This window comes from Nocardioides sp. Z30_9 (genome assembly GCF_058215735.1).
Genome location: NZ_JBZAJF010000001.1, coordinates 1,112,434 through 1,134,658, shown reverse-complemented (window position 1 = coordinate 1,134,658; position 22,225 = coordinate 1,112,434). Strand labels below are relative to the sequence as shown.

Here is a 22,225-nt window from a genome sequence, read left to right as displayed (position 1 = left end):
CCGTGCCGACCTTCATCGCGTTCCTGCGTGCCATCAACGTGGGCAAGCGACAGTACCGAATGGCCGAGCTGCGCAGTGCCCTGACGGCTGCGGGCTTCGAGGACGTACAGACCCACATCCAGACGGGCAACGTGCTGCTGCGCACGGGGATGCGGTCCCCGGCCAAGGTGACCGCCGCCGTGGAGAAGACGATGCTCGAGGACCGCGGGTTCGCCGTTCCGGTGGTGCTGATGACACCGGCCGAGCTGGCCGAGACGCACGCGGAGGCACTCGCGTTCCGTGCGGAGTACGACGACACGCACGGCGATCTCACCGGGCACCACCTGACCCTGCTCGCGACTCCACCGGACGCGGGTCTCGCCGCCGAGGTGGAGGCGCAGTCGCTCCCGGGCGCGCAGCTGCGGGTCGGCCGGCGGGCGGTGCACCTGCTGATCGCCAAGCCCTACAACGAGGTGGCGTCGTCCAGCAACGCCGCGCTGGAGCGTCGTCTCGGCGTCGCCACCACCCGTAGCCTGACGGTGATAGCCAAGCTGACCGAGAAGTGGGGCCAATGACCAAGCAGCAGTGGTGGCGTGACGCCGTCATCTACCAGATCTACCCGCGCTCGTGGGCGGACTCCGACGGCGACGGACTCGGTGACCTGCCCGGTATCACGGCCCGGCTGCCCTACCTGGTCGAGCTCGGTGTGGACGCGGTGTGGCTCTCGCCGTTCTACACCTCGCCCCAGCACGACGCGGGCTACGACGTCGCCGACTACCGCGACGTCGATCCCCGGTTCGGCACGCTCGCCGACGCCGACGCCCTGATCGAGCGTGCCCACGAGCTCGGCCTGCGGGTGATGGTCGACATCGTCCCGAACCACTCCTCCAGCGAGCACCCGTGGTTCCAGGAGGCGCTCGCCTCCCCGCCCGGCAGCGCGGCCCGGGCGCGCTACGTGTTCCGCGACGGCAGGGGCACCGACGGGGACGAAGCCCCGAACAACTGGGTCAGCAACTTCGGTGGTCCCGCGTGGGAGCGGGTGACCGAGCCCGACGGCTCCCCGGGGCAGTGGTACCTCCACCTCTTCGACGTCACCCAGCCCGACTTCGACTGGGACAACCCCGAGGTGGGCGACGAGATGGAGTCGGTGCTGCGGTTCTGGCTCGACCGCGGGGCGGACGGCTTCCGGATCGACGTGGCCCACGGCCTGGTCAAGGCCCAGGGGCTGCCCGACGCTCCTCCCGGTCACGAGATCGAGGGAACCGACCGCACCTCCGACCTGCCGATGTGGGACCAGCCCGGTGTGCACGACATCTACCGTCGCTGGCGCAAGGTCACCGACTCCTACGCCGTCGAGGGTGCGGACTCCGATCGCATCCTGTGCGCGGAGGCGTGGGTGGTGCCGGCGGACGCGCTGGCGGCGTACGTCCGCCCCGGAGAGCTGCACCAGTCCTTCAACTTCGCCTTCCTGATGAGCCCGTGGATCGCCGGTGCCCTCAAGCAGGAGATCCAGGCCTCGCTGGAGGCCGTCGCGGACAGCGGCTCCCCGCAGACCTGGGTGCTGTCCAACCACGACGTGGTGCGGCACGCCAGCAGGCTGGGCTACGAGGCGGTGCCGGGCCGAGTCCGGATGGCCGGCATCGGCGCCGACGACCCGCAGCCGGACGCCGTGCTCGGGTTGCGTCGCGCCCGGGCCGCCACCACGGTGATGCTGGCGCTGCCGGGCTGCTCCTACCTCTACCAGGGCGAGGAGCTGGGCCTTCCCGAGGCAACCGAGCTGCCCGACGAGGTCCGCCAGGACCCGACCTGGGAGAAGTCCGGCCACACCTCGCGTGGTCGCGACGGGTGCCGCGTCCCGATCCCCTGGGAGGGTGACGCCCCGGCGTACGGCTTCGGTCCCTCGGGCCGCTCGTGGCTACCGCAGCCCAAGGCGTACGGCGAGCTCGCCGTCGACCGGCAGGCCGGGGTCGCGGGATCCACGCTGGAGCTCTACCGCACCCTGCTCCGGCTGCGTCGTGAGCACCGGCCCGGCCGGGGAGAGCTCAGCTGGGTCGATGCAGGGCCCGACGCCCTCGCCTTCGACGTCAGCACGGCGGACGCGACCCTGCGCGTGATCGCCAACCTGGGTGAGGCGAGCGTGCCCCTGCCCGACGGCGCCGAGGTGCTCGTGGCCAGTGATGACCTCGACTCCTCGCAGGGTGTCCCGACCGACACCGCGGTCTGGTTGCTGATCGGTAACTGAATCCCGGCGGTCCTTGCGCCTCCGATCCCCGAGCACTAGGTTCAGTGCCGTATGTGACCCAGGTCACACGACTGTCGGGGGTCGGAGGGAGCAAGCTGATGAGTGCGCGACCCAGGTTCCAGAAGTTGGCGGCGTCGGTCTGCGCGGGTGTCACCGCCAGCGCGTTGCTGGGGGCGTGCGGCAGCTCCGACAGCGGGGTGCCCGTGATCAACCTGTACGGCGGCGCGTCCGCCGCGGGCTTCGAGAAGATCCTCGACGACTGCAACACCAAGGCCGAGGGCAAGTACAAGATCGTCGGCAACCTGCTGCCCAGCGACGCCGACGGCCAGCGCGAGCAGTTCGTCCGGCGGCTCGCCGCCAAGGACGACAGCCTCGACCTGCTGGGCATGGACGTGACCTGGACGGCGGAGTTCGCCGAGGCCGGCTGGATCCGCGAGCTCACCGCGGCGCAGAAGGCCGAGGCCACCAAGGACACGCTCGAGGCGACGATCGACACCGCCATGTGGAAGGACAAGCTCTACGGCATCCCGAAGCACACCAACGTCCAGCTGCTCTGGTACCGCAAGTCGCTGGTGCCCGAGGCCCCCAAGACCTGGGACGACGTGATCGCGGCGGCGAAGAAGCTGAAGTCGGAGGGCAAGCCCTACGTCATCGGGATCACCGCAGCGCAGTACGAAGGCTTCGTGGTGGCGTTCAACACCGTGCTGTCCTCGATGGGCGGCACGCTGGTCAACGAGGACAGCACCAAGGTGACCGTCAACGAGGAGACGGTCGACGCGCTCAAGATCATCCGCGACCTGGCGCGCGACGGGCTGGCCAGCAAGTCCCTGTCCAACAGCCAGGAGCCCGAGCTGTTCGCCCAGCTGCAGAACGGCGAGGCGGCGTTCATCGTGAACTGGCCCTACGTGCTCTCCGCGATGAAGGGCGCCAACGAGAAGGTCGCCGACGACCTCGGGTTCGCGCCGCTCCCGGAGTTCAAGCCCGGTACGCCGGCCAAGGCCACGCTGGGCGGGATGAACTTCGCGGTCAGCGAGTTCTCCAAGCACCCGAAGGAGGCGTTCGACGCGGCGATGTGCCTGCGTTCGCCGGAGAACCAGCTGCGCACGTCTCTTGACGCGGGTGAGCCTCCGGTGGCGCCGAGCGTCTACGAGATGCCGGAGTTCAAGGAGGCCTACCCGATGGGCGACGTCCTCCTGGAGTCCCTGAAGACCGCCGTCCCGCGGCCGATCACCCCGCTCTACCAGAACGTCTCGACGATCGTGTCGACCACGTTGTCCCCGCCGAGCGCCATCGATCCCAAGAAGACGGCCGCGGAGCTCGAGGACAAGATCCAGCAGGCGATCGACGGAAAGGGGATCCTGCCGTGAGCGCGACCATCACCCGCACCGACCAGGACGACGAGGGCGTCGAGATCGCCAGGACCCGCGCCAGCGAGGGCAAGCGGGCCGAGCAGCGGCTGGGGATGCTGCTGTGCGCGCCCGCCGTGTTCGTGATGCTCCTGGTGACCGCCTACCCGATCCTCTACGCGATCTACCTCTCGTTCTTCCGCGCCGACCTGCGCACCCCGGACGCCAACGAGTTCATCGGGTTCGACAACTACGTCACCGTGCTGAGCAGCTCGATCTGGTGGACCGCCTTCGGCGTCACCATGTTCCTGACCGTGCTGGGTGCCACCCTCGAGCTCATCCTCGGCATGGCCCTCGCGGTGGTGATGCACCGCACCATCGTGGGCCGCGGGCTGGTGCGCACCTCGGCGCTGGTGCCCTACGCGATCGTGACCGTGGTGGCGGCGTTCTCCTGGCGGTTCGCGTGGACCCAGGGGCTCGGCTGGCTCGCCGGTGACTCCGCGCCGCTGACCGAGCGATGGCCCTCCTTGTGGATCATCCTGCTCGCCGAGGTCTGGAAGACGGTGCCGTTCATGGCGCTGCTGCTGATGGCCGGCCTGGCCCTCGTGCCCGAGGACCTCCTCAAGGCAGCCTCGATGGACGGGGCCACGCCGTGGCAGCGGTTCTGGAAGATCACCATCCCGCTGATCAAGCCCTCCATCCTGGTGGCGCTGCTGTTCCGCACCCTGGACGCGTTCCGAATATTCGACAACATCTTCGTGCTCACCAACGGCGCCAATGACACCTCGTCGGTCTCCATCGTCGCCTACAACAACCTGATCAGAGGTCTCAACCTCGGCATCGGATCCACGATGTCGGTGCTCATCTTCATCACGATCGCGATCATCGCGTTCCTGTTCATCAAGCTCTTCGGGGCCGCGGCGCCCGGGCAGGGGGAGACCCGATGAGTGCGCAGACCGAGACCACCGGCAAGAAGTACGGCTGGGCAGCGATCAACACCATCGTCCTGCTCTACGCCTTCATCCCGATCGTGTGGATCATCTCGCTGTCCCTCAAGGGCGGCGACACCATCAACGACGGCAACTTCATCGCCACCAAGCCCACCACCGAGGCCTACTCCGAGATCTTCAGCAACGACACGTTCCTGCGAGCGCTGATCAACTCGATCGGCATCTGCCTGATCTCGACGTTCGTCGCGCTCATCCTGGGCACCATGGCGGCGTACGCCATCGCGCGGCTGGACTTCCCGGGCAAGCAGGCGATCGTGGCGATGTCGCTGCTGATCTCGATGTTCCCGCAGATCGCCCTGGTGACCCCGCTGTTCAAGATCGAGACGGCCGTGGGGATCTTCGACACCTGGCCCGGCCTGATCCTGCCCTACATCACCTTCGCGTTGCCGCTGGGCATCTACACACTCTCGGCGTTCTTCCGGGAGATCCCCTGGGAGCTGGAGAAGGCAGCGAAGATGGACGGCGCGACGCCGTACCAGGCGTTCCGCAAGGTGATCGCGCCGCTGGCCATGCCGGGTGTCTTCACCACCGCGATCCTGGTGTTCATCGCCTGCTGGAACGACTTCCTGTTCGCGATCTCGCTGACCTCGACCAACAACGCGCGCACGGTGCCGGCGGCGATGTCCTACTTCACCGGCGCCACGACGTTCGAGAAGCCCACCGCGGCGATCGCCGCCGCGGGCGTGATCATCACGATCCCGATCGTTCTCTTCGTCCTGTTCTTCCAGCGTCGCATCGTCGCTGGCCTCACGTCGGGCGCGGTCAAGGGCTGAGGCCCGCGACCTCGAGCAAAGGAGCACCTCGTGGCAGAAATCGTTTTGGACCACGTCGTCAAGCGCTACCCGGACGGGGCTCTGGCGGTCGATGACTTCAGCCTGAGCATCGCCGACGGCGAGTTCATCATCCTGGTGGGGCCCTCGGGCTGCGGCAAGTCGACGCTGCTCAACATGGTGGCCGGCCTCGAGGACATCACCCAGGGGACGCTGAGCATCGACGGCGTCGTGGTCAACGACAAGGCCCCCAAGGACCGCGACATCGCGATGGTCTTCCAGTCCTACGCGCTCTACCCGCACATGACGGTGGGGGAGAACATGGCGTTCCCGCTCACCCTGGCAGGGGTCGACAAGGCGACGATCAAGGCCAAGGTCGACGAGGCCGCGGAGATGCTGGAGCTGACCGCGCACCTGGACCGCAAGCCCGCCAACCTCTCCGGCGGCCAGCGGCAGCGCGTCGCCATGGGGCGCGCGATCGTCCGCAACCCCAAGGCGTTCCTGATGGACGAGCCGCTGTCCAACCTCGATGCCAAGCTGCGGGTGCAGATGCGCACGCAGGTCGCGCGGATCCAGAAGACCCTGGGCACCACGACGCTCTACGTCACCCACGACCAGACCGAGGCGATGACGCTGGGTGACCGGGTGGTGGTGCTGCGCGGTGGCGTGATGCAGCAGGTCGGCTCCCCGACCGACCTCTACCAGAACCCGACGAACCTCTTCGTCGCCGGCTTCATCGGCAGCCCTGCGATGAACTTCCTGCCGGCCACGATCGAGGGGGACAGCCTGCGCTGTGGCCTGGGCACCCTGCCGATGTCGGACCGCGTGCGCCGCGCGAGCGAGCAGAGCAAGGGCCGTGAGGTGATCCTCGGCCTGCGTCCGGAGCACTTCGAGGACGCAGCCCTGGTGGGGGATGCGCCCGGCGCGACCGTGACCGTGCCGGTCGACCTCGTCGAGTCCATGGGCTCCGACGTCTACGCCTACTTCACCGTGCGTGGCGAGGCCGCCTCCCGCGACCTGCAGGACCTGGCCGCGGACGCCGGCCAGGACATGCACGGCGAGGGCACCCAGGTGAACGCCCGGCTGGACGCCGCCGCGAAGGTCCGGGCCGGCACCGAGGCCACGCTGTGGGTCGACACGGAGAAGATGTCGATCTTCGACGCCGAGAGCGGCGCGAACCTGACCGCCCAGCCCGTGGGAGCTCACGCAGCGCACAGCTGAGACCTCGACCATCTGAGGGATCTGGGGGAGGGCGGTTCACCGACGCCGTGAGCGGCCCTTCTCCGCGAGCCGCTGCATCACCTCGCGGTTCCACTCGTGCTCGCGGATCAGCCGGTAGCGCTCACCGGCCACGCGCACGTAGGCGTCGGCCCCGGACTCGTCGGGACCGCGTACGCCGGCCTCGTCGATCATCGCCAGGACGGGCTTGTACTCCTCGTCGAACCACCGCCGCGCCATCGTCGCCTTGTCGAAGTAGGCGCCCTCGGAGTGCATCAGCCGGCAGGCCCAGGCCTCGACCATCTCGGCGAGCTGGTGGTAGGTCGCCGGGTCGGAGCAGTTGATCTCCGTGCGGCGGGTGGCGTCGAGGGGCACGCGCTGCAGGAAGCGGAGCCCCCAGCTCTTGGCGTCGAGGTCGCGGCTGCCACCGATCCCCTCGGTGTCGATCACGGTGTCGATCTCGGTCACGTAGGCCTCGATCTCGCGGGTTCCCATGGCGCGCGCGATGGAGACGCGGTGGTGGCCGTCGCGGACGAAGTAGAGGTGGCCGAGCTTGTAGACGTCGATCGGCGGGAACGCGTGCCCCTGGCGCGTCTTGAGCGCCATCCGCTCCCACCGCTGCCGGCTCCGGTCGGAGGTGGGCCGGAAGCGGCGGTCGAAGTCGCGCACCTTGTCCACCGACCCGACGATCGAGTCCACCGGGATCACCTGGAGGCCGAGCGAACGCTCACCGCGTCGCCCGAGTGCGTCCACGACCTCGGTGAACGACAGTGTCCGGCCGCTGTCCTTGGCGGCGTCCGAGCGCATCCACGCCGCCAGCGAGGACAGCACCTGGTGCCGGCGGGCGCGCAGGAAGTCGTTCTCGGCGTCGGCGCGCGGCGACCCGGTGCTCCTCATCGGGCGCCGGGCCGGGGCTCGATCTCGATCAGCTTCCAGGGGATCACGTTGCGGATCGTCGTCGGGCCGACCTGCCGGTCGGGCGTCGGTTGGCCGTAGGGGTGGACGTGACCGTGCAGGTGCCAGGTCGGCTCGATCCGGGCGAGCACGTGGTGCAGTGCGCGGATGCCCTCGTGGGGCTTGTCCTCGCCGTCACCCAGGCCCAGGGGCGGCGCGTGCGTGAGCAGCACGTCGACCGGCCCGGCCCTCCTCGCCCGGCGCAGCAGGCGGCGGGCACGCCGGTCGTACTCGCCCTGGGTGTACTGGTTGGGCCCGGGCCGGTAGCGCACGCAGCCGCCCAGCCCGGCGATGCGCAGCCCCGCGACCTGCAGCACCAGCTGGTCGGCGTTGGTCGCGCCCTGGGGCCGCGGTCCGTCGCAGTGGAGGCCGGCCACGGTGTAGCTGCCGTTGAGCCCGCGCCTGGGACGGTCCGGCTCGGGGTCGTGGTTGCCGGGCACGAACACCATCGGCACGTCGGTCGCGGAGGCGACGTACTCGAGGTAGTCCCAGGACAGGTCGCCGGCCGCGAGGACGACATCGGGCGCGAGGTCGCGCAGCGTCTCGGGTCGGAGGTGTGGAGCCTCCTCGTCGGCAATCACCAGGCCGCGGACCATGCCTCGACACTAGCCGGGGGAGACATGGGCCGCACCCGTCGTTGACAGTAAAACTGTCAACCTCTTGGATGAGTCCATGTTTCCGGGAACCTGGGCGCGCGAGACGCCTGAGAAGCCAGCACTGATCATCGCCGAGACCGGGCAGGTCACGACGTACGCCGAGCTGGACGAACGCAGCCTTCGACTGGCGCACGTCTTCGCGGACGCCGGGCTGGTGACCGGGGACGTGATCGCGATGGTCAGCGACAACGCGCCCCAGGCCTACGAGGTCTACTGGGCCGCGCTGCGCTCGGGGCTCTACATCACCGCGGTGAACCACCACCTCGCCCCGGCCGAGGCGGCGTACATCGTCAACGACTGCGGGGCGAAGGCGCTGGTGGTCTCCGCTGCCCGCTCCGAGCTGGTCGAGGCGATGGCCGACCAGATCGACGTGCCGGTCCGGCTGGCCTTCGGTGGACCGGTCGCGGGGTACGCCTCCTACGACGAGGCGCTGGCGGGGGCGAGCACCGAGCCGCTGGTCGACCAGCCGCACGGCGACGACTTCCTCTACTCCTCGGGCACCACCGGGCGGCCCAAGGGGATCAAGATCCCGCTGCTGCCGATCCAGGTCGACGAGCCGGGCTACCCCTACGTGATGATCTTCGGCGCGCTGTTCTCCTACGGCCCCGAGACCGTCTACCTCTCGCCGGCGCCGGTGTACCACGCGGCACCGCTGCGCTACACGGGCGTGGTCCAGGCCCTCGGCGGGACCGTCGTACTGATGCAGCGCTTCGACGCCGAGAACTTCCTCGAGGCCGTCCAGCGCTACGGCGTGACCGACACCCAGTGCGTCCCGACGATGTTCGTGCGGATGCTGAAGCTGCCCGAGGACGTGCGCAGCTCCTACGACACCAGCACCCTGAAGACCGTGGTGCACGCGGCGGCGCCGTGCCCGGTGAAGGTCAAGCAGCAGATGATCGAGTGGCTGGGTCCGATCGTGCACGAGTACTACGCGAGCACGGAGGCCAACGGTGCGACGTACGTCGGCCCGGAGGACTGGCTCGCCCACCCCGGAACCGTGGGCCGGCCGCTGCTCGGCACGCCGAGGATCTGCGACGCGGAGGGCCGCGAGGTCCAGGCCGGGCAGGTCGGCACGATCTACTTCGAGCGCGACGAGATGCCGTTCAGCTACCACGGCGATCCCGCGAAGACGGCGTCCACCCAGCACCCCGAGCACCCGGGCTGGTCCACGGTCGGCGACCTCGGCTACCTCGACGACGAGGGCTACCTGTTCCTCACCGACCGGCAGGCCTTCATGATCATCAGCGGCGGGGTGAACATCTATCCGCAGGAGATCGAGGACCTGTTCAGCCTGCACCCGTCGGTGCTGGACATCGCGGTGATCGGCGTGCCCGACGACGAGATGGGGGAGCGGGTGGTCGCGTTCGTGCAGCCCGCCGAGGGCGCTCCGGACGATCTGGCCGGCGAACTGACGGCGTACGCCCGCGAGCGGATCGCGCGGTTCAAGGTGCCCGCGGAGTTCATCGTCACCGAGGACCTGCCGCGCACGCCGACCGGGAAGCTGGTCAAGCAGAAGCTGCGCGACCGCTACTCCGAGGCGGCTCCGGCATGAGCGACGTGGAGGTCCACCTCGAGGACGGTGCCTTGTGGCTGCGGCTGAACCGGCCCGAGCAGTTCAACGCGTTCACCGGGGAGATGGTGATCGAGACGATCACCCGGCTGCGTGAGGTCACTACCCGCGACGACGTGCGGGTGGTGGTGCTCACCGGGACGGGCGGTGCGTTCTCGGCCGGCGCCGACCTGAGCGGCGATGCCCCGCAGGACAACTACGACGCCGACTCGGTCGACGGCGCGAACCTCCTGATCCGTGCGATCACCGAGCTCGACCGGCCCGTGGTGTGCGGGCTGAACGGGATCGCGGCAGGCGTGGGCATGTCGGTGGCGCTCGCGTGCGACCTGGTCGTCGCCACGGAGTCCGCCGCCCTGACGCTGGCGTTCTCCAAGATCGGGCTGATGCCGGACGGCGGCGCGACGTACACGGTGGCCGCCTCGGTGGGCCGGGCCCGCGCGATGCGCCTCGCTCTGCTCTCCGACGTGATCTCGGCCCAGGAGGCCTACGCGGCCGGCCTGGTCTCGCACGTCTTCCCCGACGACGACTACGCCGCCGCCCTGGACAAGATCGTGCGCCGGCTCGCCACGGGCGCCCCGCTCGCGTTCGCCGCGACCAAGAAGGCCGTCAACGCCGCCACCCTCGGCGGCCTCGAGGACGCCTTCGCCCGCGAACGCACCGGCCAGTCCCTCCTCCTGCGCAGCCAGGACGTCATCGAAGGCATGAAGGCCTTCAACGAGAAGCGCCGCCCCACCTTCCGCGGCGAGTAGCCGGCCAGGCGGTCGAGCAGCGAGCGCCAGCCTTGCGTCGAGCAGCGAGCGCCAGCGAGTGGTCAGTCGAGACGAGCGGACAGTAGAGACCACACAGGCGACCCGGGAGCCAGACGTACGACGGCAGCGAGTTCTCGCACTCGGACGTACGACGGGGCACGCGACCCCAAGGTGGTCGAGCAGCGAACGCAGTGAGCGGACAGTAGAGACCACTCCAGGTGAGCCCGCAGGCAGACGTACGCCGATAGCGAACTCCGATCCATCCGTACGCCGGGGCACGCGACCACTAGGTGGTCGAGCAGCGAACGCAGTGAGCGGACAGTCGAGACCACTCAGGTGAGCTCGCAGGCAGACCCAGGCCACGCAGAGAGGGCGGAGTCAGTAGAAGTGCGGTGGTGCACCGGGCTGTGGCGGCGGCCGCTCGGCAGTGACATCAACCGTCCCGTGGTGGTCCCGCAGGAACTGGAGCCCGTGCGGGCTGGTCCACAAGAAGGTCCCGGGCTCCAACGTCGCGTAGCCCCACGTGGAGTGCGTCTTCAACCGGTGATGCTTCCGGCACATCGGCGCGATGTTGCAACTGCAGGTGGTTCCGCCCCGATCGTGCGGCACGCAGTGCTCGGAGTCGCACTTGCGCGCCGGACGGGTGCACCAGGGGAACACGCAGGCGTGGTCGCGCAGCTGGGTCTGCTCAGCGAGCCGGTCGGGGACCTCGTAGGCGTTCACACCGATGTGGTCGTTCAGATCGATCACCGGCTTCACGACGATCGCCGTGTCCGGGTTGGCGCACCAGGTGCGGACCTGCTCGGCGGTGACGCCGGTGCGGGTGTTCTCCACCCGGGCCAGGTGCAGGCCGTCCTCGCCGCGGATGGCGGCGTCGGAGAGGTGCACGTAGAGGATCACTTGGCGGGGCTTGGGTGACGCGCCCGGCTTGCGTTGTGTGGTCTCGACTATCCGCTCGTCTCGACTGACCACTCGCTGACGCTCGCTGCTCGACGCAAGGCTTCGCTCGCTGCTCGACCACCTTGTGGTGGCGTTGTCGTCGGTCTGTAGCTCAAAAGCCAACTGCCGCCGGGCGAGCTCACCGGCGGCCATGGCGCGGCGTACGTCGAGGGACTCGGTGGCTCCGCACAGCGCGAGCTGTTCCGCACCCTGAGCGAGTGCGGCGTCGAAGTCGAGGGCGTCGCCGAGGTCGAGCTCACCCTCGATCCTCGTGGTGCCGTTGAACGAGACCTGGTCGTGATGGAAGGTCACGTGGCGGCCGTCGGCCGACTTCTCGGCCCGCTCGATCGCGAGGTCGGGCATGAACCGGTCCACCGCTTCTGCGGCCAGCCGCTCCAACGCGGCGAAGCCGATCTTGTGCGCGAACGGCGCCACCTGGGCGTCCACGAATCTCACCGCCCCCGGTGAGAGGGCGATTGTGGCTTCGGCGACGCGACGGGCCCGCCACACCGGGAGTGCTCCGTTCTGGATCCGCGCCCAGAGCCTGGGCAGGCGGTACTTCAGCTCCAGGCCGTGCGCGATCAGTGCTTTGCCTGCGTCGGTGGTCTTCCCGATCGCGGCAGCGAACTCGGCGATGGCGAACTCTGCGACCAGCGGAGCACCCTCACCGGCGAGGAGTAGGCCGGTCTCGCCGCCGCCGATCCAGGTGGCTGCTTCGTGGATCGACTCCGGCGGGTGCTGCTCGGCCCAGAGGACAGCAGCGGTCAGGACATCGGCCTCCGCACGGTCCGCATCGGCGCGACGTTGCCGGGCGAACGACAACACATCCGAGGCGCTGTCGAGCTCCTCGATGCTGGCCGTCGCGGTTGCTGTCATGGATCAATCCAAGCACCGGGCACTGACAGTTTCGGGCGAGAATCCCCTTATTTCACGGGGGATCAGGGAAATAGTTGGAGAGTTTTTCGTCTCGCTGTCCTGCGGTTGGCGCGAACTCTTTGCGGGGTCCGGGTCTGCTTCGCGGCTCGCCCGGTGTGGTCTCGACTGTCCGCTCGTCTCGACTGCTCACTCGCTGGCGCTCGCTGCTCGACGCAAGGCTGGCGCTCGCTGCTCGACCACCTTGGGGTCGCGTGCGCCGGTGTACCCCCGGGCCCACGATCGGGCGTTCTTCAGCTCCCCGGGTTTGCCTCACGTGGTCTGGGCTGTCCGCTCGTCTCGACTATCCGCTCGCTGGCGCTCGCTGCTCGACGCAGGGTTCCGCTCGCTGCTCGACCACCTTGGGGTCGCGTGCCTCGGCGTACGCCCGGTCCACCACCTGGGCGTACCTCTGGCTCCCGGCTCACCGAGCGTGGTCTCGACTGTCCGCTCGTCTCGACTGACCACTCGCTGGCGCTCGCTGCTCGACGCAAGGCTTCGCTCGCTGCTCGACCACCTTGTGGTCGCGTGCACCGTCGTACCCCGGGCCCACCACCCGGCGTACGTCTGCTTCCCGGCCCACTCATGTGGTCTCGACTGTCCGCTCGCTCCGCTCGCTGCTCGACCACCTTGGGGTCGCGTGCGCCGGCGTACCCCGGGCCCGCCCCCGGCGTACCTCTGGCTCCCGGCTCACCCAGCGTGGTCTCGACTATCCGCTCGCTGGCGCTCGCTGCTCGACCACCTTGTGGTCGCGTGCAGCGGCGTACGCCCGGTCCACCAGCTGGGCGTACCTCTGGCTCCCGGCTCACCCAGCGTGGTCTCGACTATCCACTCGTCTCGACTGACCACTCGCTGACGCTCGCTGCTCGACGCAAGGCTTCGCTCGCTGCTCGACCACCTTGGGGTCGCGTGCTCGCGTTGCTGCCGCGAGTCGCGCCTCCGCCAACCTCAGGACAAACGGACGCCGGCTGCGCGCATCTCGATCAGGGCCTTCTCGGTGGAGGCGGGGGCTACGCCGGCGGAGAGGTCCAGGAGGACGCGGGTGCTGAAGCCGTTGGCCACGGCGTCGAGGGCGGTGGCGCGGACGCAGTGGTCGGTGGCCAGGCCGCACACGTCGACGTGCTCGACGCCGCGGCTGCGCAGCCACTCGGCGAGCGAGGCGCCGTCGGCGTCGCGGCCCTCGAAGCCGGAGTAGGCGGCCTCGTGCTCGCCCTTGAGGAACACCGCGTCGAACGGCTGGGGGTCCAGGTTGGGGTGGAACGCCTCGCCGTCGGTGCCGACCTCGCAGTGCACCGGCCACGAATCCACGAAGTCAGGAGTCTCCGACCAGTGGGCGCCCGGGTCGATGTGGTGGTCCTTGGTCGCCACCACCACGTCGTACGCCGGCGCCTTGGGGTCCTTGCGCGTCCAGTGGTGCAGCAGCTCCGCGATGTCGCTCGCGACCCGTGCCCCTCCGGAGACGGGCAGCGAGCCTCCTTCGCAGAAGTCGTTCTGCACGTCCACGACGATGAGTGCCTGCTTCATGACAGGGAGGCTACTCATCCCGGGCTGGACGCGACAGCAGGGGACCGGCTACTCGTAGCCCTCGAAGACCGTCTCGATCACCGGCTCGCCCTTGGAGAGCTGGCGAGCCATCAGCGGCAGCTCGTTGCGGGACCGGAGGTGCCGCTCCCGGGACGCCTCGAGCGACTCGCGACCGACCACCTCGCCAGCACGGACGAGCGGGACGAGCAGCGAGCGGTCGTCGCCGTCGTTGTGCGACGGACCGCCGATGCCGATCACCTCCGCCATCGCCACGCCGTCGGGGGAGAGACGGCGCAGGGCGTACTTGCGCCCCCCGATGGAGATCTTGTCCTTGCTCTTCTTCGCCACCCCGACGACCTTGCCCGACTCGTCCTCGCGCGCCACGAGCTTGTAGACGAAGCCGCACGTGGGGTGGCCGCTGCCGACGACGAGCTGGGTGCCGACGCCGTACCCGTCGACGGGGGCCGCGGCCAGGCCGGCGATCGCGAACTCGTCGAGGTCGGAGGTCACGATGATCTTCGTGTCCGGTGCGTCGAGCTCGTCGAGCTGGTCGCGCACCCGCTGGGCCAGCACGCCGAGGTCACCGGAGTCGATCCGCACCGCCCCGAGCTCGGGCCCGGCGATCTCGACACCGAGACGGACCGCCTCGGCGATGTCGTAGGTGTCGACCAGCAGCGTCGTCCCCCTGCCCAGCGAGTCGACCTGCGCGCGGAACGCGTCGGCCTCGGTGTCGTGCAGCAGCGTGAACGAGTGCGCGCTGGTGCCGGTGCTGGGCACGCCGTACGCCTGGTGGGCGCGCAGGTTGGAGGTGGCCGTGAACCCCGCGATGTACGCCGCCCGGGCACTCGCGACCGCAGCACCCTCGTGCGTACGCCGCGAACCCATCTCGATGCACGGCCGCGGGCCCGCCGCCCAGGTCATCCGCGAGGCGGCGGAGGCGATCGCGGCGTCGTGGTTGTAGATCGAGAGCAGCACGGTCTCGAGCAGCACCGCCTCCGCGAAGCTCGCCTCGACGACCAGCAGGGGGGAGTAGGGGAAGTAGGTCTCGCCCTCGGGGTAGCCCCAGATGTCGCCGGTGAACCGGTAGCCGGCGAGGAACTCCAGCGTGGCCTCGTCGACGATCTGCTTCTCGCGCAGGAAGTCGATCTCGGATTCGGCGAACCGGAAGTCCTCGACCGCGTCGAGGGCGCGCCCGACACCGGCCACGACGCCGTACCTGCGGCCGGTGGGGAGACGCCGGGGGAACAGCTCGAAGACCGAGCGGCGATGGGCGGCGCCGGAGGCGATCGCCGACTGGAGCATGGTCAGCTCGTAGTGGTCGGTGAGCAGGGCCGTGGAGGGCCGAGAGGGGGTGCGCACCGGAACACCCTAATGACCGCTGTGCACAATGTGCGTGTGTCCACTTCACCGGTTGAGCTCGACGAGCCCGAGGTAGCCGAGGTCACGGACCTCGACACCCCGTGGGTCACCATCGTGTGGAACGACCCGGTCAATTTGATGTCCTACGTCACCTTCGTCTTCCAGAAGTACTTCGGGTACGGCAAGAAGAAGGCGGAGAAGCTGATGATGGAGGTCCACCAGGACGGGCGCTCGGTCGTCTCGACCGGCACCCGCGAGGCGATGGAGCGCGACGTGCAGGCGATGCACGAGTACGGCCTGTGGGCCACGATGCAGAGGTCCGACGCCCCGTGAGCGGGTTCAAGCGTCATCGCCGCAGCGGCGCCAGCGTGGCCACGTTCACGGTCTTCGAGGCCGACCTGCTGCGCTCCCTGGCCGCCCAGCTGATCGAGCTGCTGCGCAACGAGTCCGCGCTCGCGCCGGTGGAGAGCGACCCGCTGGAGCAGCTGCTCGACTTCTCCGGCCCCACCACCGCTCCGGAGGACCCGGTGCTGGCCCGGTTCTTCCCCACGGCGTACCCCGACGACGAGGAGGCGGCAGGCGACTTCCGCCGGTTCACCGAGAACGCGCTGCGCGACGGCAAGGCGACCGCGGCCGCGGCGGTGATCGACACGCTCGAGGAGGCCGGGCTGCCGAGCGAGCCCGAGGACGGGATCTTCATCGACGTCGAGCTCGACGAGGGGGAGGCGATGACGTGGATGAAGTCCTTCACCGACATGCGCCTCGCGATCGGCACGCGCCTCGGGGTCGAGGAGGGCGACGAGGAGTACTGGCACTCGCTGCCCGACGACGACCCGCGCGCCCAGGTTCACGACATCTACGACTGGCTCGGCTACCTGCAGGAGACCCTGGTCCACTCGCTGCGCTGACCGGACCTTGATCCGGGGGCCGGGTCGCGCCGCGGTGAACGTAGGCTGGCCCGGTGCTGCAGATCTCCCGTGCCATCCATGACGCGATCGTCGCGCACGCCAGGCGGGACCACCCCGACGAGGCGTGCGGGATCGTCGCCGGCCCCGAGGGCAGCGACCGCGCGGTGCGCATCGTCGAGATGACCAACGCCGCGAGCTCGCCCACGTTCTACGAGTTCGACTCCGGTGAGCTGCTCGCGCTCTACAAGCAGATGTGGGACCAGGACGAGGAGCCGGTGGTGATCTACCACTCGCACACCGCCACCGAGGCCTACCCGAGCCGCACCGACATCGACCTCGCGAGCGAGCCCGGCGCCCACTATGTGCTGGTCAGCACACGCGAGGACGGGAATAGTGACGGGCCTGTGGAGTTCAGGTCCTACAGGATCATCGACGGCGTCGTCACCGAGGAAGAGGTCCGCGTGACCGACACCCCCGCCGACGAGCCGTCGACCAGCAGCTGAACCACACGACGCTGAACCACGACTGAGAGCGAGTAGCACCCATGGCCATCGAGGTCCGCATCCCGACCATCCTGCGCACCTACACAGGAGGCGAGAAGTCGGTCGATGCTTCGGGCGCCACGCTGATCGAGCTGATCGACGACCTCGAGGCCAAGCACCCCGGTCTCAAGGACCGGCTGATCGAGGACAAGGACGGCCGGGGCGACCTGCGCCGCTTCGTCAACCTCTACGTCAACGACGAGGACGTCCGGTTCACCGGCGGCCTCGAGACCGCGCTCTCCGACGGTGACCAGGTCGTGGTGCTCCCGGCCGTCGCCGGCGGCAGCGCCGCCTGAGTCCCGGTGCGTTTCGACAGCCTCCTCGACTCGGTCGGCGGCACCCCGCTGGTGGGGTTGCCGAAGCTGTCCCCGTCCCCGGACGTGCGGCTGTGGGCCAAGCTCGAGGACCGCAACCCGACCGGCTCGATCAAGGACCGCCCGGCCCTGCGGATGATCGAGCAGGCCGAGAAGGACGGCACGCTGCGTCCCGGCTGCACGATCCTCGAGCCGACGAGCGGCAACACCGGCATCTCGCTGGCGATGGCCGCGAAGCTCAAGGGCTACCGCCTTGTCTGCGTGATGCCGGAGAACACCTCGCAGGAGCGCCGCCAGCTGCTGCGCATGTGGGGCGCGGAGATCGTGTCCTCGCCGGCCGCGGGCGGCTCCAACGAGGCGGTCCGCAAGGCCAAGGGCATCGCTGAGGAGCACCCCGACTGGGTGATGCTCTACCAGTACGGCAACGAGGCCAACGCGCTCTCCCACGAGGAGGGCACCGGCCCCGAGATCCTCGCCGACCTGCCCGAGGTCACCCACTTCGTCGGCGGGCTCGGCACCACCGGCACGCTGATGGGCGTCAGCCGGTTCTTCCGGGCGCACAAGCCCGGCGTGAAGATCGTGGCCGCGGAGCCCCGCTACGGCGAGCTCGTCTACGGGTTGCGCAACATGGACGAGGGCTTCGTGCCCGAGCTGTACGACGAGTCACTGATCGACTCGCGGTTCTCGGTGGGTCCACGTGACGCGGTACGCCGCGTCCGGGAGCTGCTCGAGGCCGAGGGCATCTTCGCCGGCATCTCCACCGGCGCGATCCTGCACGCCGCGCTCGGCCAGGCGGCCAAGGCCGTCAAGGCGGGGGAGTCGGCCGAGATCGTGTTCGTGGTCTGCGACGGCGGCTGGAAGTACCTGTCCACCGGTGCCTACGAGGGCACGGTCGACGAGGCCGAGGAGAAGCTCGAAGGGCAGCTCTGGGCGTGACGGTCATCCAGGGGGTGATCACCGCCGCGTGCCTGCTCAGCGCGCTGTGGATCGTGGTCCTCATCATCCGCGACCGCACACCGGAGCGCTGGCTGCTCAACGTGATGCTCGGCATCGAGGTGCTCCTCGTCGTCCACCTGGTGCTCGGCATCGTCAAGGTCGCCGGCGCCCCGAGCGGCGTCTCGGTGTGGGAGTACGTCGGCTACCTGGTCGGCTCGCTGCTGATCGTCCCCGCGGGTGTCATCTGGTCCTCCGGCGAGCAGTCGCGCGGTGGGACCGCAGTGCTGCTGGTCGCAGTGCTGGTGGTGCCGTTCATGTTCATCCGGCTCGCGGACGTCTGGGCCCTCGGTGCCTGAGGTGGCCCCCGGGAGCACCGGCACCGGTTTCGGCCGGGTCCTGGTCTTCGTGTACGGCGTGTTCGCGCTCGCCGCGACCGGGCGCTCCACCCTCCAGCTCACCACCCAGGCCTCGGAGGCGCCGCTGGCCTACAGCCTGAGCGCGTTCGCCGCTGTGGTCTACCTGGTGGCCACGTTCGCGCTGGCCACCGGCCGCCGCGCGCTGGGCCTGGTGACCGTCGGCATCGAGCTCGTCGGCGTCCTGGCCGTGGGGCTGACCAGCGAGCTGTTCGCGGCCGACTACCAGGACAGCACCGTCTGGTCGGACTTCGGCGCCGGCTACGGCTACGTGCCCCTGGTCCTCCCGGTGGTCGGCCTGTGGTGGTTGCTGCGCGGACGCCGCGCGCGTGCGTGAGCCTGCGAACAGGTGACCTGAGTCGCTTAACCACCTCATCGTCGGCGTTGCGCACTAGCCTTGCTCCTTGTGACTGACGCACCGATCGGCATCTTCGACTCGGGCTTCGGTGGGCTCACCGTCGCTCGCGCCGTGATGGACCAGCTGCCCCACGAGGCGGTGGTCTACCTCGGTGACACCGCACGCCAGCCCTACGGCCCCAAGCCGATCCCCGAGGTGCGCGAGTACGCCCTCGAGTGTCTCGACCACCTCGTCGCCGAGGGCGTCAAGGCGCTGGTGATCGCGTGCAACTCCGCCAGCGCCGCCATGCTGCGCGATGCCCGGGAGCGCTACGACGTGCCCGTGGTCGAGGTGATCCTGCCTGCGACCCGCCGCGCGGTCGCGGCCACCCGCAGTGGCCGCATCGGGGTGATCTGCACCCGGGCCACCGCCGAGTCGCTGGCCTACGACGACGCGTTCGCCGCGGCCCCCCAAGTGACCCTGACGACCCAGGCCTGTCCCCGGTTCGTGGACTTCGTCGAGCAGGGCATCACCAGCGGGCCCGAGCTGCTCGCGGCCGCCCACGAGTACCTCGACCCGCTGCTCGCTGCCGAGGTGGACACCGTGATCCTCGGGTGCACCCACTACCCGCTCCTCACCGGCGTGATCTCCATGGTGATGGGCGACGGGGTCACCCTGGTCAGCAGCGCCGAGGAGTGCGGCAAGGACGTCTACCGGATGCTGGTGCGTCACGGGATCGAGCGCTCCCCGGCCGACGGGGAGAGCCACCCGCCCCGGCACCGGTTCCTGACCACTGGCCAGCCCGAGGAGTTCGAGACCACCGGACGTCGTTTCCTGGGGCCCGAGCTCGAGAGCGTCAGCCAGTTCGCGGGTGGCGTCACGGCCGTGGGGGCGCGATGATCAGCGGGACCGCTCCTCACCGAAGGGGACGTGAAACCCCATGGACTCGGGACCCAGCATGCGACTGACCGTGATCGGCAACTCCGGGTCCTACCCCGGACCGCAGTCCTCGGCGAGCTGCTACCTGCTGGAGGCCGAGCTCGACGGACGCACCTGGCGGATCCTCCTCGACCTCGGGAACGGCGCCCTGGGTTCCCTGCAGCGGTATGCCGACGCGACCGCGATCGACGGCGTGTTCCTCTCCCACCTGCACGCCGACCACTGCCTCGACCTGTGCGGCTACTACGTGATGCGCAAGTACCACCCCGACGGCGCCCTGCCGCGGATCCCGGTCTGGGGTCCGGCCGACACGGCGCTGCGGATGGCCAAGGCCTACGACCTCGACGAGGACCCCGGGATGAGGGAGGAGTTCGACTTCATCGACTACACCCCCGACTCGGTGCAGTACGGACCGTTCACCGTCACCGTGCGACGAGTGGTGCACCCGGTCACGGCGTACGCACTGCGGGTGGAGGCCAACGGACGCGTGCTGGCCTACTCCGGTGACAGCGGCAGTTGCCACGGGCTCGAGGACACGGCCCGCGAGGCAGACCTGTTCCTGTGCGAGGCGTCGTTCATGGAGGGCGCACCGAACCCGCCCGACCTGCACCTCACGGGGGCCGAGGCCGGCCGGACGGCGACGGTCTCGGCGGCCCGCCGGCTCGTGCTCACCCACATCCCGCCGTGGCACGACCCGCAGAAGGTGCTCGCCGAGGCAGTCGGGACCTACGACGGCCCCGTGGAGCTCGCGATGCCCGGTGTGACCTACGACGTGTGACCTACGACGTGTGACCTACGTCGGGTGACCGGCCCAGGCGAGTCGGGCCGCCGGATCATTGCCGCCGTTCGGCATAGTGGGGCCCATGATCTCGCTCGAAAACGTGACGAAACGCTACGGCCAGTTCACGGCGGTCGATGACGTCTCCTTCGTCGCCAAGTCAGGGAAGGTCACCGGCTTCCTCGGACCCAACGGCGCCGGGAAGTCCACCAGCATGCGGATCATGGTCGGGCTGACCCTGCAGGACAGCGGGGAGACGTTCATCGGCGGGCACCGGTTCGCCGACATCCCCAACCCCTCACGCCATGTCGGCGTGCTGCTCGACGCCTCCGCCCAGCACGGCGGCCGCACCGGCCGCGAGGTGCTCCGGATCTCGGCCGACACGATGGGCATGGGCAAGAAGCGCGTCGAGGAGATGCTGGCGCTGGTCGGCCTCTCCGGCTCCGAGGCCAAGCGCCGGGTGCGCAACTACTCGCTCGGGATGCGCCAGCGCCTCGGCATCGCCAACGCCCTGATGGGGGACCCGTCGGTCCTGATCCTCGACGAGCCCGTGAACGGCCTCGACCCCGCCGGCATCCACTGGATGCGAGGCCTGCTCCGGCACTTCGCGGGCCAGGGCGGAACCGTCCTGCTGTCCTCCCACCTCTTGCACGAGGTGGAGATGATCGCCGACGAGATGGTGCTGATCGGCCGCGGCAAGATCGTGGCGCAGGGCACCAAGGACCAGCTGTTGAACACCGCCGGCACCTACGTGAAGCCGGAGGACCCGGCCGCGCTGCAACGTGCTCTGCAGGCCGCGAACATCACCGCGCTGCCCTCGGGGGACGGCGGCTTCCGGGCCGAGTGCGAGCCCGTGGACGTCGGCCGCGCCGCCGCTGCCGGTGGAGTGGTCCTGACCGAGCTCAAGCGCGCCGAGGGGGCGGGGCTCGAGGAGATGTTCCTGCAGCTCACCTCCGCGGACGCCCGAGAGACCATCACCTCCGAAGGAGCGCAGGTATGAGCACCGCCACGCCCGTGAAGACCATCGACGTCTCGGGCACCCCCCGGCCGAGCTTCGCCACCCTCACCAGGGTGGAGCTGCGCAAGAGCTACGACACCCGGGCCGGCCAGTGGCTGCTCGGGATCACCGCAGGGCTCACCACCCTGGTGATGGTGGTGGTCCTCATCGTCGTGGTGAGGCAGGACGTGATGACCTCGCTGTCCGACTTCGTGTCCACGACCGTCTACACCTCCTCGTTCCTGCTGCCGGTCCTGGGCATCCTCCTGGTCACCAGTGAGTGGACGCAGCGCACCGCGATGGTGACGTTCACCCTGGAGCCAAACCGGGGACGGGTGGTCGGGGCGAAGATGGTGGCGGGCCTGCTGCTCGCCGCCGCCGTGGCGCTGGTCGCCATCGCGGCCGCGTTGGTGGCCAACCTGCTGTACGCCGCCCTCGAGGGCTCGTCCGACTGGACCTTCGGCTTCGTGCCCTTCCTGGGGTTCCTGGCCTCCCAGGGGATCGCGATGCTGACCGGTTTCGCGTTCGCGGCGCTGTTCCTCAACACCGCCATCGCCATCGTCGTGTACTTCGCGTACGCGTTCATCCTCCCGTCGATCTTCGCGATCGCCTCGGCGTTCCTCGGCTGGTTCGCCGACCTGCAGCCCTGGATCGACTTCACCAGTGCCCAGGTGCCGCTGCTGGAGGGCGACATGCAGGGTCAGGACTGGGCGCACTTCGTGGTCTCCGGACTCATCTGGTTCGTCCTCCCGCTCGGCCTGGGCGTGTGGCGGATCCTGCGCGCCGAGGTCAAGTAACCGCTGTCGTCGTCGCCCTCCCGACGTCGGTAGGGT

The 22,225-nt window shown here is 69.5% G+C and carries 24 protein-coding genes; 19 read left to right on the top strand and 5 right to left on the bottom strand.

Going from position 1 to position 22,225, the window contains the following annotated elements; all coding sequences use genetic code 11:
• Positions 1 to 2: 2 nt before the first annotated feature.
• The 6 genes from AC4BGB_RS05640 (at position 3) to AC4BGB_RS05615 (ending at position 6,568) form a co-directional block, all read left to right on the top strand.
• Positions 3 to 554, top strand: coding sequence for a DUF1697 domain-containing protein (locus tag AC4BGB_RS05640; protein ID WP_490545526.1), 552 nt, complete (start codon positions 3 to 5; stop codon positions 552 to 554).
• Entirely contained in the window at positions 551 to 2,221 is a 1,671-nt protein-coding gene (locus AC4BGB_RS05635; RefSeq protein ID WP_490545524.1) for a glycoside hydrolase family 13 protein, read from the top strand. Before AC4BGB_RS05640 ends, AC4BGB_RS05635 begins: the two co-directional genes overlap by 4 nt.
• 98 nt (positions 2,222 to 2,319) lie before the next feature.
• Positions 2,320 to 3,588 carry an ABC transporter substrate-binding protein gene (locus tag AC4BGB_RS05630; RefSeq protein WP_490545522.1) on the top strand — a complete coding sequence of 423 codons (1,269 nt, stop codon included), beginning with the start codon at positions 2,320 to 2,322 and terminating at the stop codon, positions 3,586 to 3,588.
• On the top strand, positions 3,585 to 4,514 hold the full coding sequence (locus AC4BGB_RS05625; RefSeq protein ID WP_490545520.1) for a carbohydrate ABC transporter permease: 930 nt from the start codon (positions 3,585 to 3,587) through the stop codon (positions 4,512 to 4,514). The genes AC4BGB_RS05630 and AC4BGB_RS05625 overlap by 4 nt, the downstream gene beginning before the upstream one ends.
• On the top strand, positions 4,511 to 5,350 hold the full coding sequence (locus AC4BGB_RS05620; protein WP_490545518.1) for a carbohydrate ABC transporter permease: 840 nt from the start codon (positions 4,511 to 4,513) through the stop codon (positions 5,348 to 5,350). The genes AC4BGB_RS05625 and AC4BGB_RS05620 overlap by 4 nt, the downstream gene beginning before the upstream one ends.
• Before the next feature lie 30 nt (positions 5,351 to 5,380).
• On the top strand, positions 5,381 to 6,568 hold the full coding sequence (locus tag AC4BGB_RS05615; RefSeq protein ID WP_490545516.1) for an ABC transporter ATP-binding protein: 1,188 nt from the start codon (positions 5,381 to 5,383) through the stop codon (positions 6,566 to 6,568).
• Between the two features lie 36 nt (positions 6,569 to 6,604).
• On the opposite strand, the gene AC4BGB_RS05610 is transcribed toward AC4BGB_RS05615, so the two are convergent.
• Both AC4BGB_RS05610 and AC4BGB_RS05605 read right to left on the bottom strand, forming a co-directional pair.
• Positions 6,605 to 7,462 (bottom strand): hypothetical protein, encoded by an 858-nt coding sequence (locus AC4BGB_RS05610; RefSeq protein ID WP_490545515.1) that lies wholly within the window; start codon positions 7,460 to 7,462, stop codon positions 6,605 to 6,607.
• Positions 7,459 to 8,115 carry a metallophosphoesterase family protein gene (locus tag AC4BGB_RS05605; RefSeq protein ID WP_490545513.1) on the bottom strand — a complete coding sequence of 219 codons (657 nt, stop codon included), beginning with the start codon at positions 8,113 to 8,115 and terminating at the stop codon, positions 7,459 to 7,461. Before AC4BGB_RS05605 ends, AC4BGB_RS05610 begins: the two co-directional genes overlap by 4 nt.
• Before the next feature lie 76 nt (positions 8,116 to 8,191).
• Between AC4BGB_RS05605 and AC4BGB_RS05600 the strand changes: the two genes are divergently transcribed.
• Positions 8,192 to 9,727, top strand: a complete 1,536-nt coding sequence (locus tag AC4BGB_RS05600) for an acyl-CoA synthetase (RefSeq protein ID WP_490545511.1) — start codon at positions 8,192 to 8,194, stop codon at positions 9,725 to 9,727.
• On the top strand, positions 9,724 to 10,494 hold the full coding sequence (locus AC4BGB_RS05595; protein WP_490545509.1) for an enoyl-CoA hydratase: 771 nt from the start codon (positions 9,724 to 9,726) through the stop codon (positions 10,492 to 10,494). Before AC4BGB_RS05600 ends, AC4BGB_RS05595 begins: the two co-directional genes overlap by 4 nt.
• Before the next feature lie 378 nt (positions 10,495 to 10,872).
• On the opposite strand, the gene AC4BGB_RS05590 is transcribed toward AC4BGB_RS05595, so the two are convergent.
• From AC4BGB_RS05590 to AC4BGB_RS05580, 3 genes are all read right to left on the bottom strand, one after another.
• A complete protein-coding gene (locus AC4BGB_RS05590; protein ID WP_490545507.1) occupies positions 10,873 to 12,309 on the bottom strand; it encodes an HNH endonuclease signature motif containing protein in 1,437 nt (478 codons plus the stop codon).
• 984 nt (positions 12,310 to 13,293) lie between these two features.
• The gene (locus tag AC4BGB_RS05585) at positions 13,294 to 13,869 is read right to left on the bottom strand and encodes a nicotinamidase (RefSeq protein ID WP_490545505.1); all 576 of its coding nucleotides are present in this window, start codon (positions 13,867 to 13,869) and stop codon (positions 13,294 to 13,296) included.
• 48 nt (positions 13,870 to 13,917) lie between these two features.
• Entirely contained in the window at positions 13,918 to 15,228 is a 1,311-nt protein-coding gene (locus AC4BGB_RS05580) for a nicotinate phosphoribosyltransferase (protein ID WP_490545503.1), read from the bottom strand.
• Between the two features lie 36 nt (positions 15,229 to 15,264).
• On the opposite strand from AC4BGB_RS05580, the gene clpS reads away from it, so the two are divergent.
• From clpS to AC4BGB_RS05525, 11 genes are all read left to right on the top strand, one after another.
• Positions 15,265 to 15,561: an ATP-dependent Clp protease adapter ClpS gene (gene clpS, locus AC4BGB_RS05575; protein WP_490545501.1), complete on the top strand. Its 297-nt coding sequence runs from the start codon at positions 15,265 to 15,267 to the stop codon at positions 15,559 to 15,561.
• Entirely contained in the window at positions 15,558 to 16,136 is a 579-nt protein-coding gene (locus AC4BGB_RS05570) for a DUF2017 domain-containing protein (RefSeq protein ID WP_490545499.1), read from the top strand. The genes clpS and AC4BGB_RS05570 overlap by 4 nt, the downstream gene beginning before the upstream one ends.
• A 53-nt stretch (positions 16,137 to 16,189) precedes the next feature.
• On the top strand, positions 16,190 to 16,639 hold the full coding sequence (locus AC4BGB_RS05565; RefSeq protein ID WP_490545497.1) for a M67 family metallopeptidase: 450 nt from the start codon (positions 16,190 to 16,192) through the stop codon (positions 16,637 to 16,639).
• A gap of 41 nt (positions 16,640 to 16,680) precedes the next feature.
• Positions 16,681 to 16,974, top strand: a complete 294-nt coding sequence (locus AC4BGB_RS05560) for a MoaD/ThiS family protein (RefSeq protein WP_490545496.1) — start codon at positions 16,681 to 16,683, stop codon at positions 16,972 to 16,974.
• A 6-nt stretch (positions 16,975 to 16,980) separates the two neighbouring features.
• Positions 16,981 to 17,928 (top strand): PLP-dependent cysteine synthase family protein, encoded by a 948-nt coding sequence (locus tag AC4BGB_RS05555; RefSeq protein WP_490545494.1) that lies wholly within the window; start codon positions 16,981 to 16,983, stop codon positions 17,926 to 17,928.
• Positions 17,925 to 18,284 carry a hypothetical protein gene (locus AC4BGB_RS05550; protein WP_490545492.1) on the top strand — a complete coding sequence of 120 codons (360 nt, stop codon included), beginning with the start codon at positions 17,925 to 17,927 and terminating at the stop codon, positions 18,282 to 18,284. Before AC4BGB_RS05555 ends, AC4BGB_RS05550 begins: the two co-directional genes overlap by 4 nt.
• A gap of 1 nt (position 18,285) precedes the next feature.
• Positions 18,286 to 18,678: a hypothetical protein gene (locus tag AC4BGB_RS05545; RefSeq protein WP_490545490.1), complete on the top strand. Its 393-nt coding sequence runs from the start codon at positions 18,286 to 18,288 to the stop codon at positions 18,676 to 18,678.
• Between the two features lie 69 nt (positions 18,679 to 18,747).
• Positions 18,748 to 19,578, top strand: a complete 831-nt coding sequence (gene murI / locus AC4BGB_RS05540) for a glutamate racemase (RefSeq protein WP_490545489.1) — start codon at positions 18,748 to 18,750, stop codon at positions 19,576 to 19,578.
• Between the two features lie 40 nt (positions 19,579 to 19,618).
• Positions 19,619 to 20,395 carry an MBL fold metallo-hydrolase gene (locus AC4BGB_RS05535; RefSeq protein ID WP_490545487.1) on the top strand — a complete coding sequence of 259 codons (777 nt, stop codon included), beginning with the start codon at positions 19,619 to 19,621 and terminating at the stop codon, positions 20,393 to 20,395.
• A gap of 85 nt (positions 20,396 to 20,480) precedes the next feature.
• Positions 20,481 to 21,395: an ABC transporter ATP-binding protein gene (locus AC4BGB_RS05530; RefSeq protein ID WP_490545485.1), complete on the top strand. Its 915-nt coding sequence runs from the start codon at positions 20,481 to 20,483 to the stop codon at positions 21,393 to 21,395.
• Entirely contained in the window at positions 21,392 to 22,189 is a 798-nt protein-coding gene (locus AC4BGB_RS05525) for an ABC transporter permease (RefSeq protein WP_490545483.1), read from the top strand. The genes AC4BGB_RS05530 and AC4BGB_RS05525 overlap by 4 nt, the downstream gene beginning before the upstream one ends.
• Positions 22,190 to 22,225 lie beyond the last annotated feature (36 nt).

Excerpts from the sequence above, each read along its gene's own strand:
- AC4BGB_RS05630 (WP_490545522.1), top strand. The coding sequence starts at position 2,320 with ATGAGTGCGCGACCCAGGTTCCAGAAGTTGGCGGCGTCGGTCTGCGCG.
- AC4BGB_RS05585 (WP_490545505.1), bottom strand. The coding sequence starts at position 13,869 with ATGAAGCAGGCACTCATCGTCGTGGACGTGCAGAACGACTTCTGCGAA.
- AC4BGB_RS05635 (WP_490545524.1), top strand. The coding sequence starts at position 551 with ATGACCAAGCAGCAGTGGTGGCGTGACGCCGTCATCTACCAGATCTAC.
- AC4BGB_RS05530 (WP_490545485.1), top strand. The coding sequence starts at position 20,481 with ATGATCTCGCTCGAAAACGTGACGAAACGCTACGGCCAGTTCACGGCG.
- AC4BGB_RS05610 (WP_490545515.1), bottom strand. The coding sequence starts at position 7,462 with ATGAGGAGCACCGGGTCGCCGCGCGCCGACGCCGAGAACGACTTCCTG.
- AC4BGB_RS05600 (WP_490545511.1), top strand. The coding sequence starts at position 8,192 with ATGTTTCCGGGAACCTGGGCGCGCGAGACGCCTGAGAAGCCAGCACTG.
- AC4BGB_RS05620 (WP_490545518.1), top strand. The coding sequence starts at position 4,511 with ATGAGTGCGCAGACCGAGACCACCGGCAAGAAGTACGGCTGGGCAGCG.
- AC4BGB_RS05535 (WP_490545487.1), top strand. The coding sequence starts at position 19,619 with ATGGACTCGGGACCCAGCATGCGACTGACCGTGATCGGCAACTCCGGG.
- AC4BGB_RS05595 (WP_490545509.1), top strand. The coding sequence starts at position 9,724 with ATGAGCGACGTGGAGGTCCACCTCGAGGACGGTGCCTTGTGGCTGCGG.
- AC4BGB_RS05560 (WP_490545496.1), top strand. The coding sequence starts at position 16,681 with ATGGCCATCGAGGTCCGCATCCCGACCATCCTGCGCACCTACACAGGA.
- AC4BGB_RS05605 (WP_490545513.1), bottom strand. The coding sequence starts at position 8,115 with ATGGTCCGCGGCCTGGTGATTGCCGACGAGGAGGCTCCACACCTCCGA.
- AC4BGB_RS05590 (WP_490545507.1), bottom strand. The coding sequence starts at position 12,309 with ATGACAGCAACCGCGACGGCCAGCATCGAGGAGCTCGACAGCGCCTCG.
- AC4BGB_RS05525 (WP_490545483.1), top strand. The coding sequence starts at position 21,392 with ATGAGCACCGCCACGCCCGTGAAGACCATCGACGTCTCGGGCACCCCC.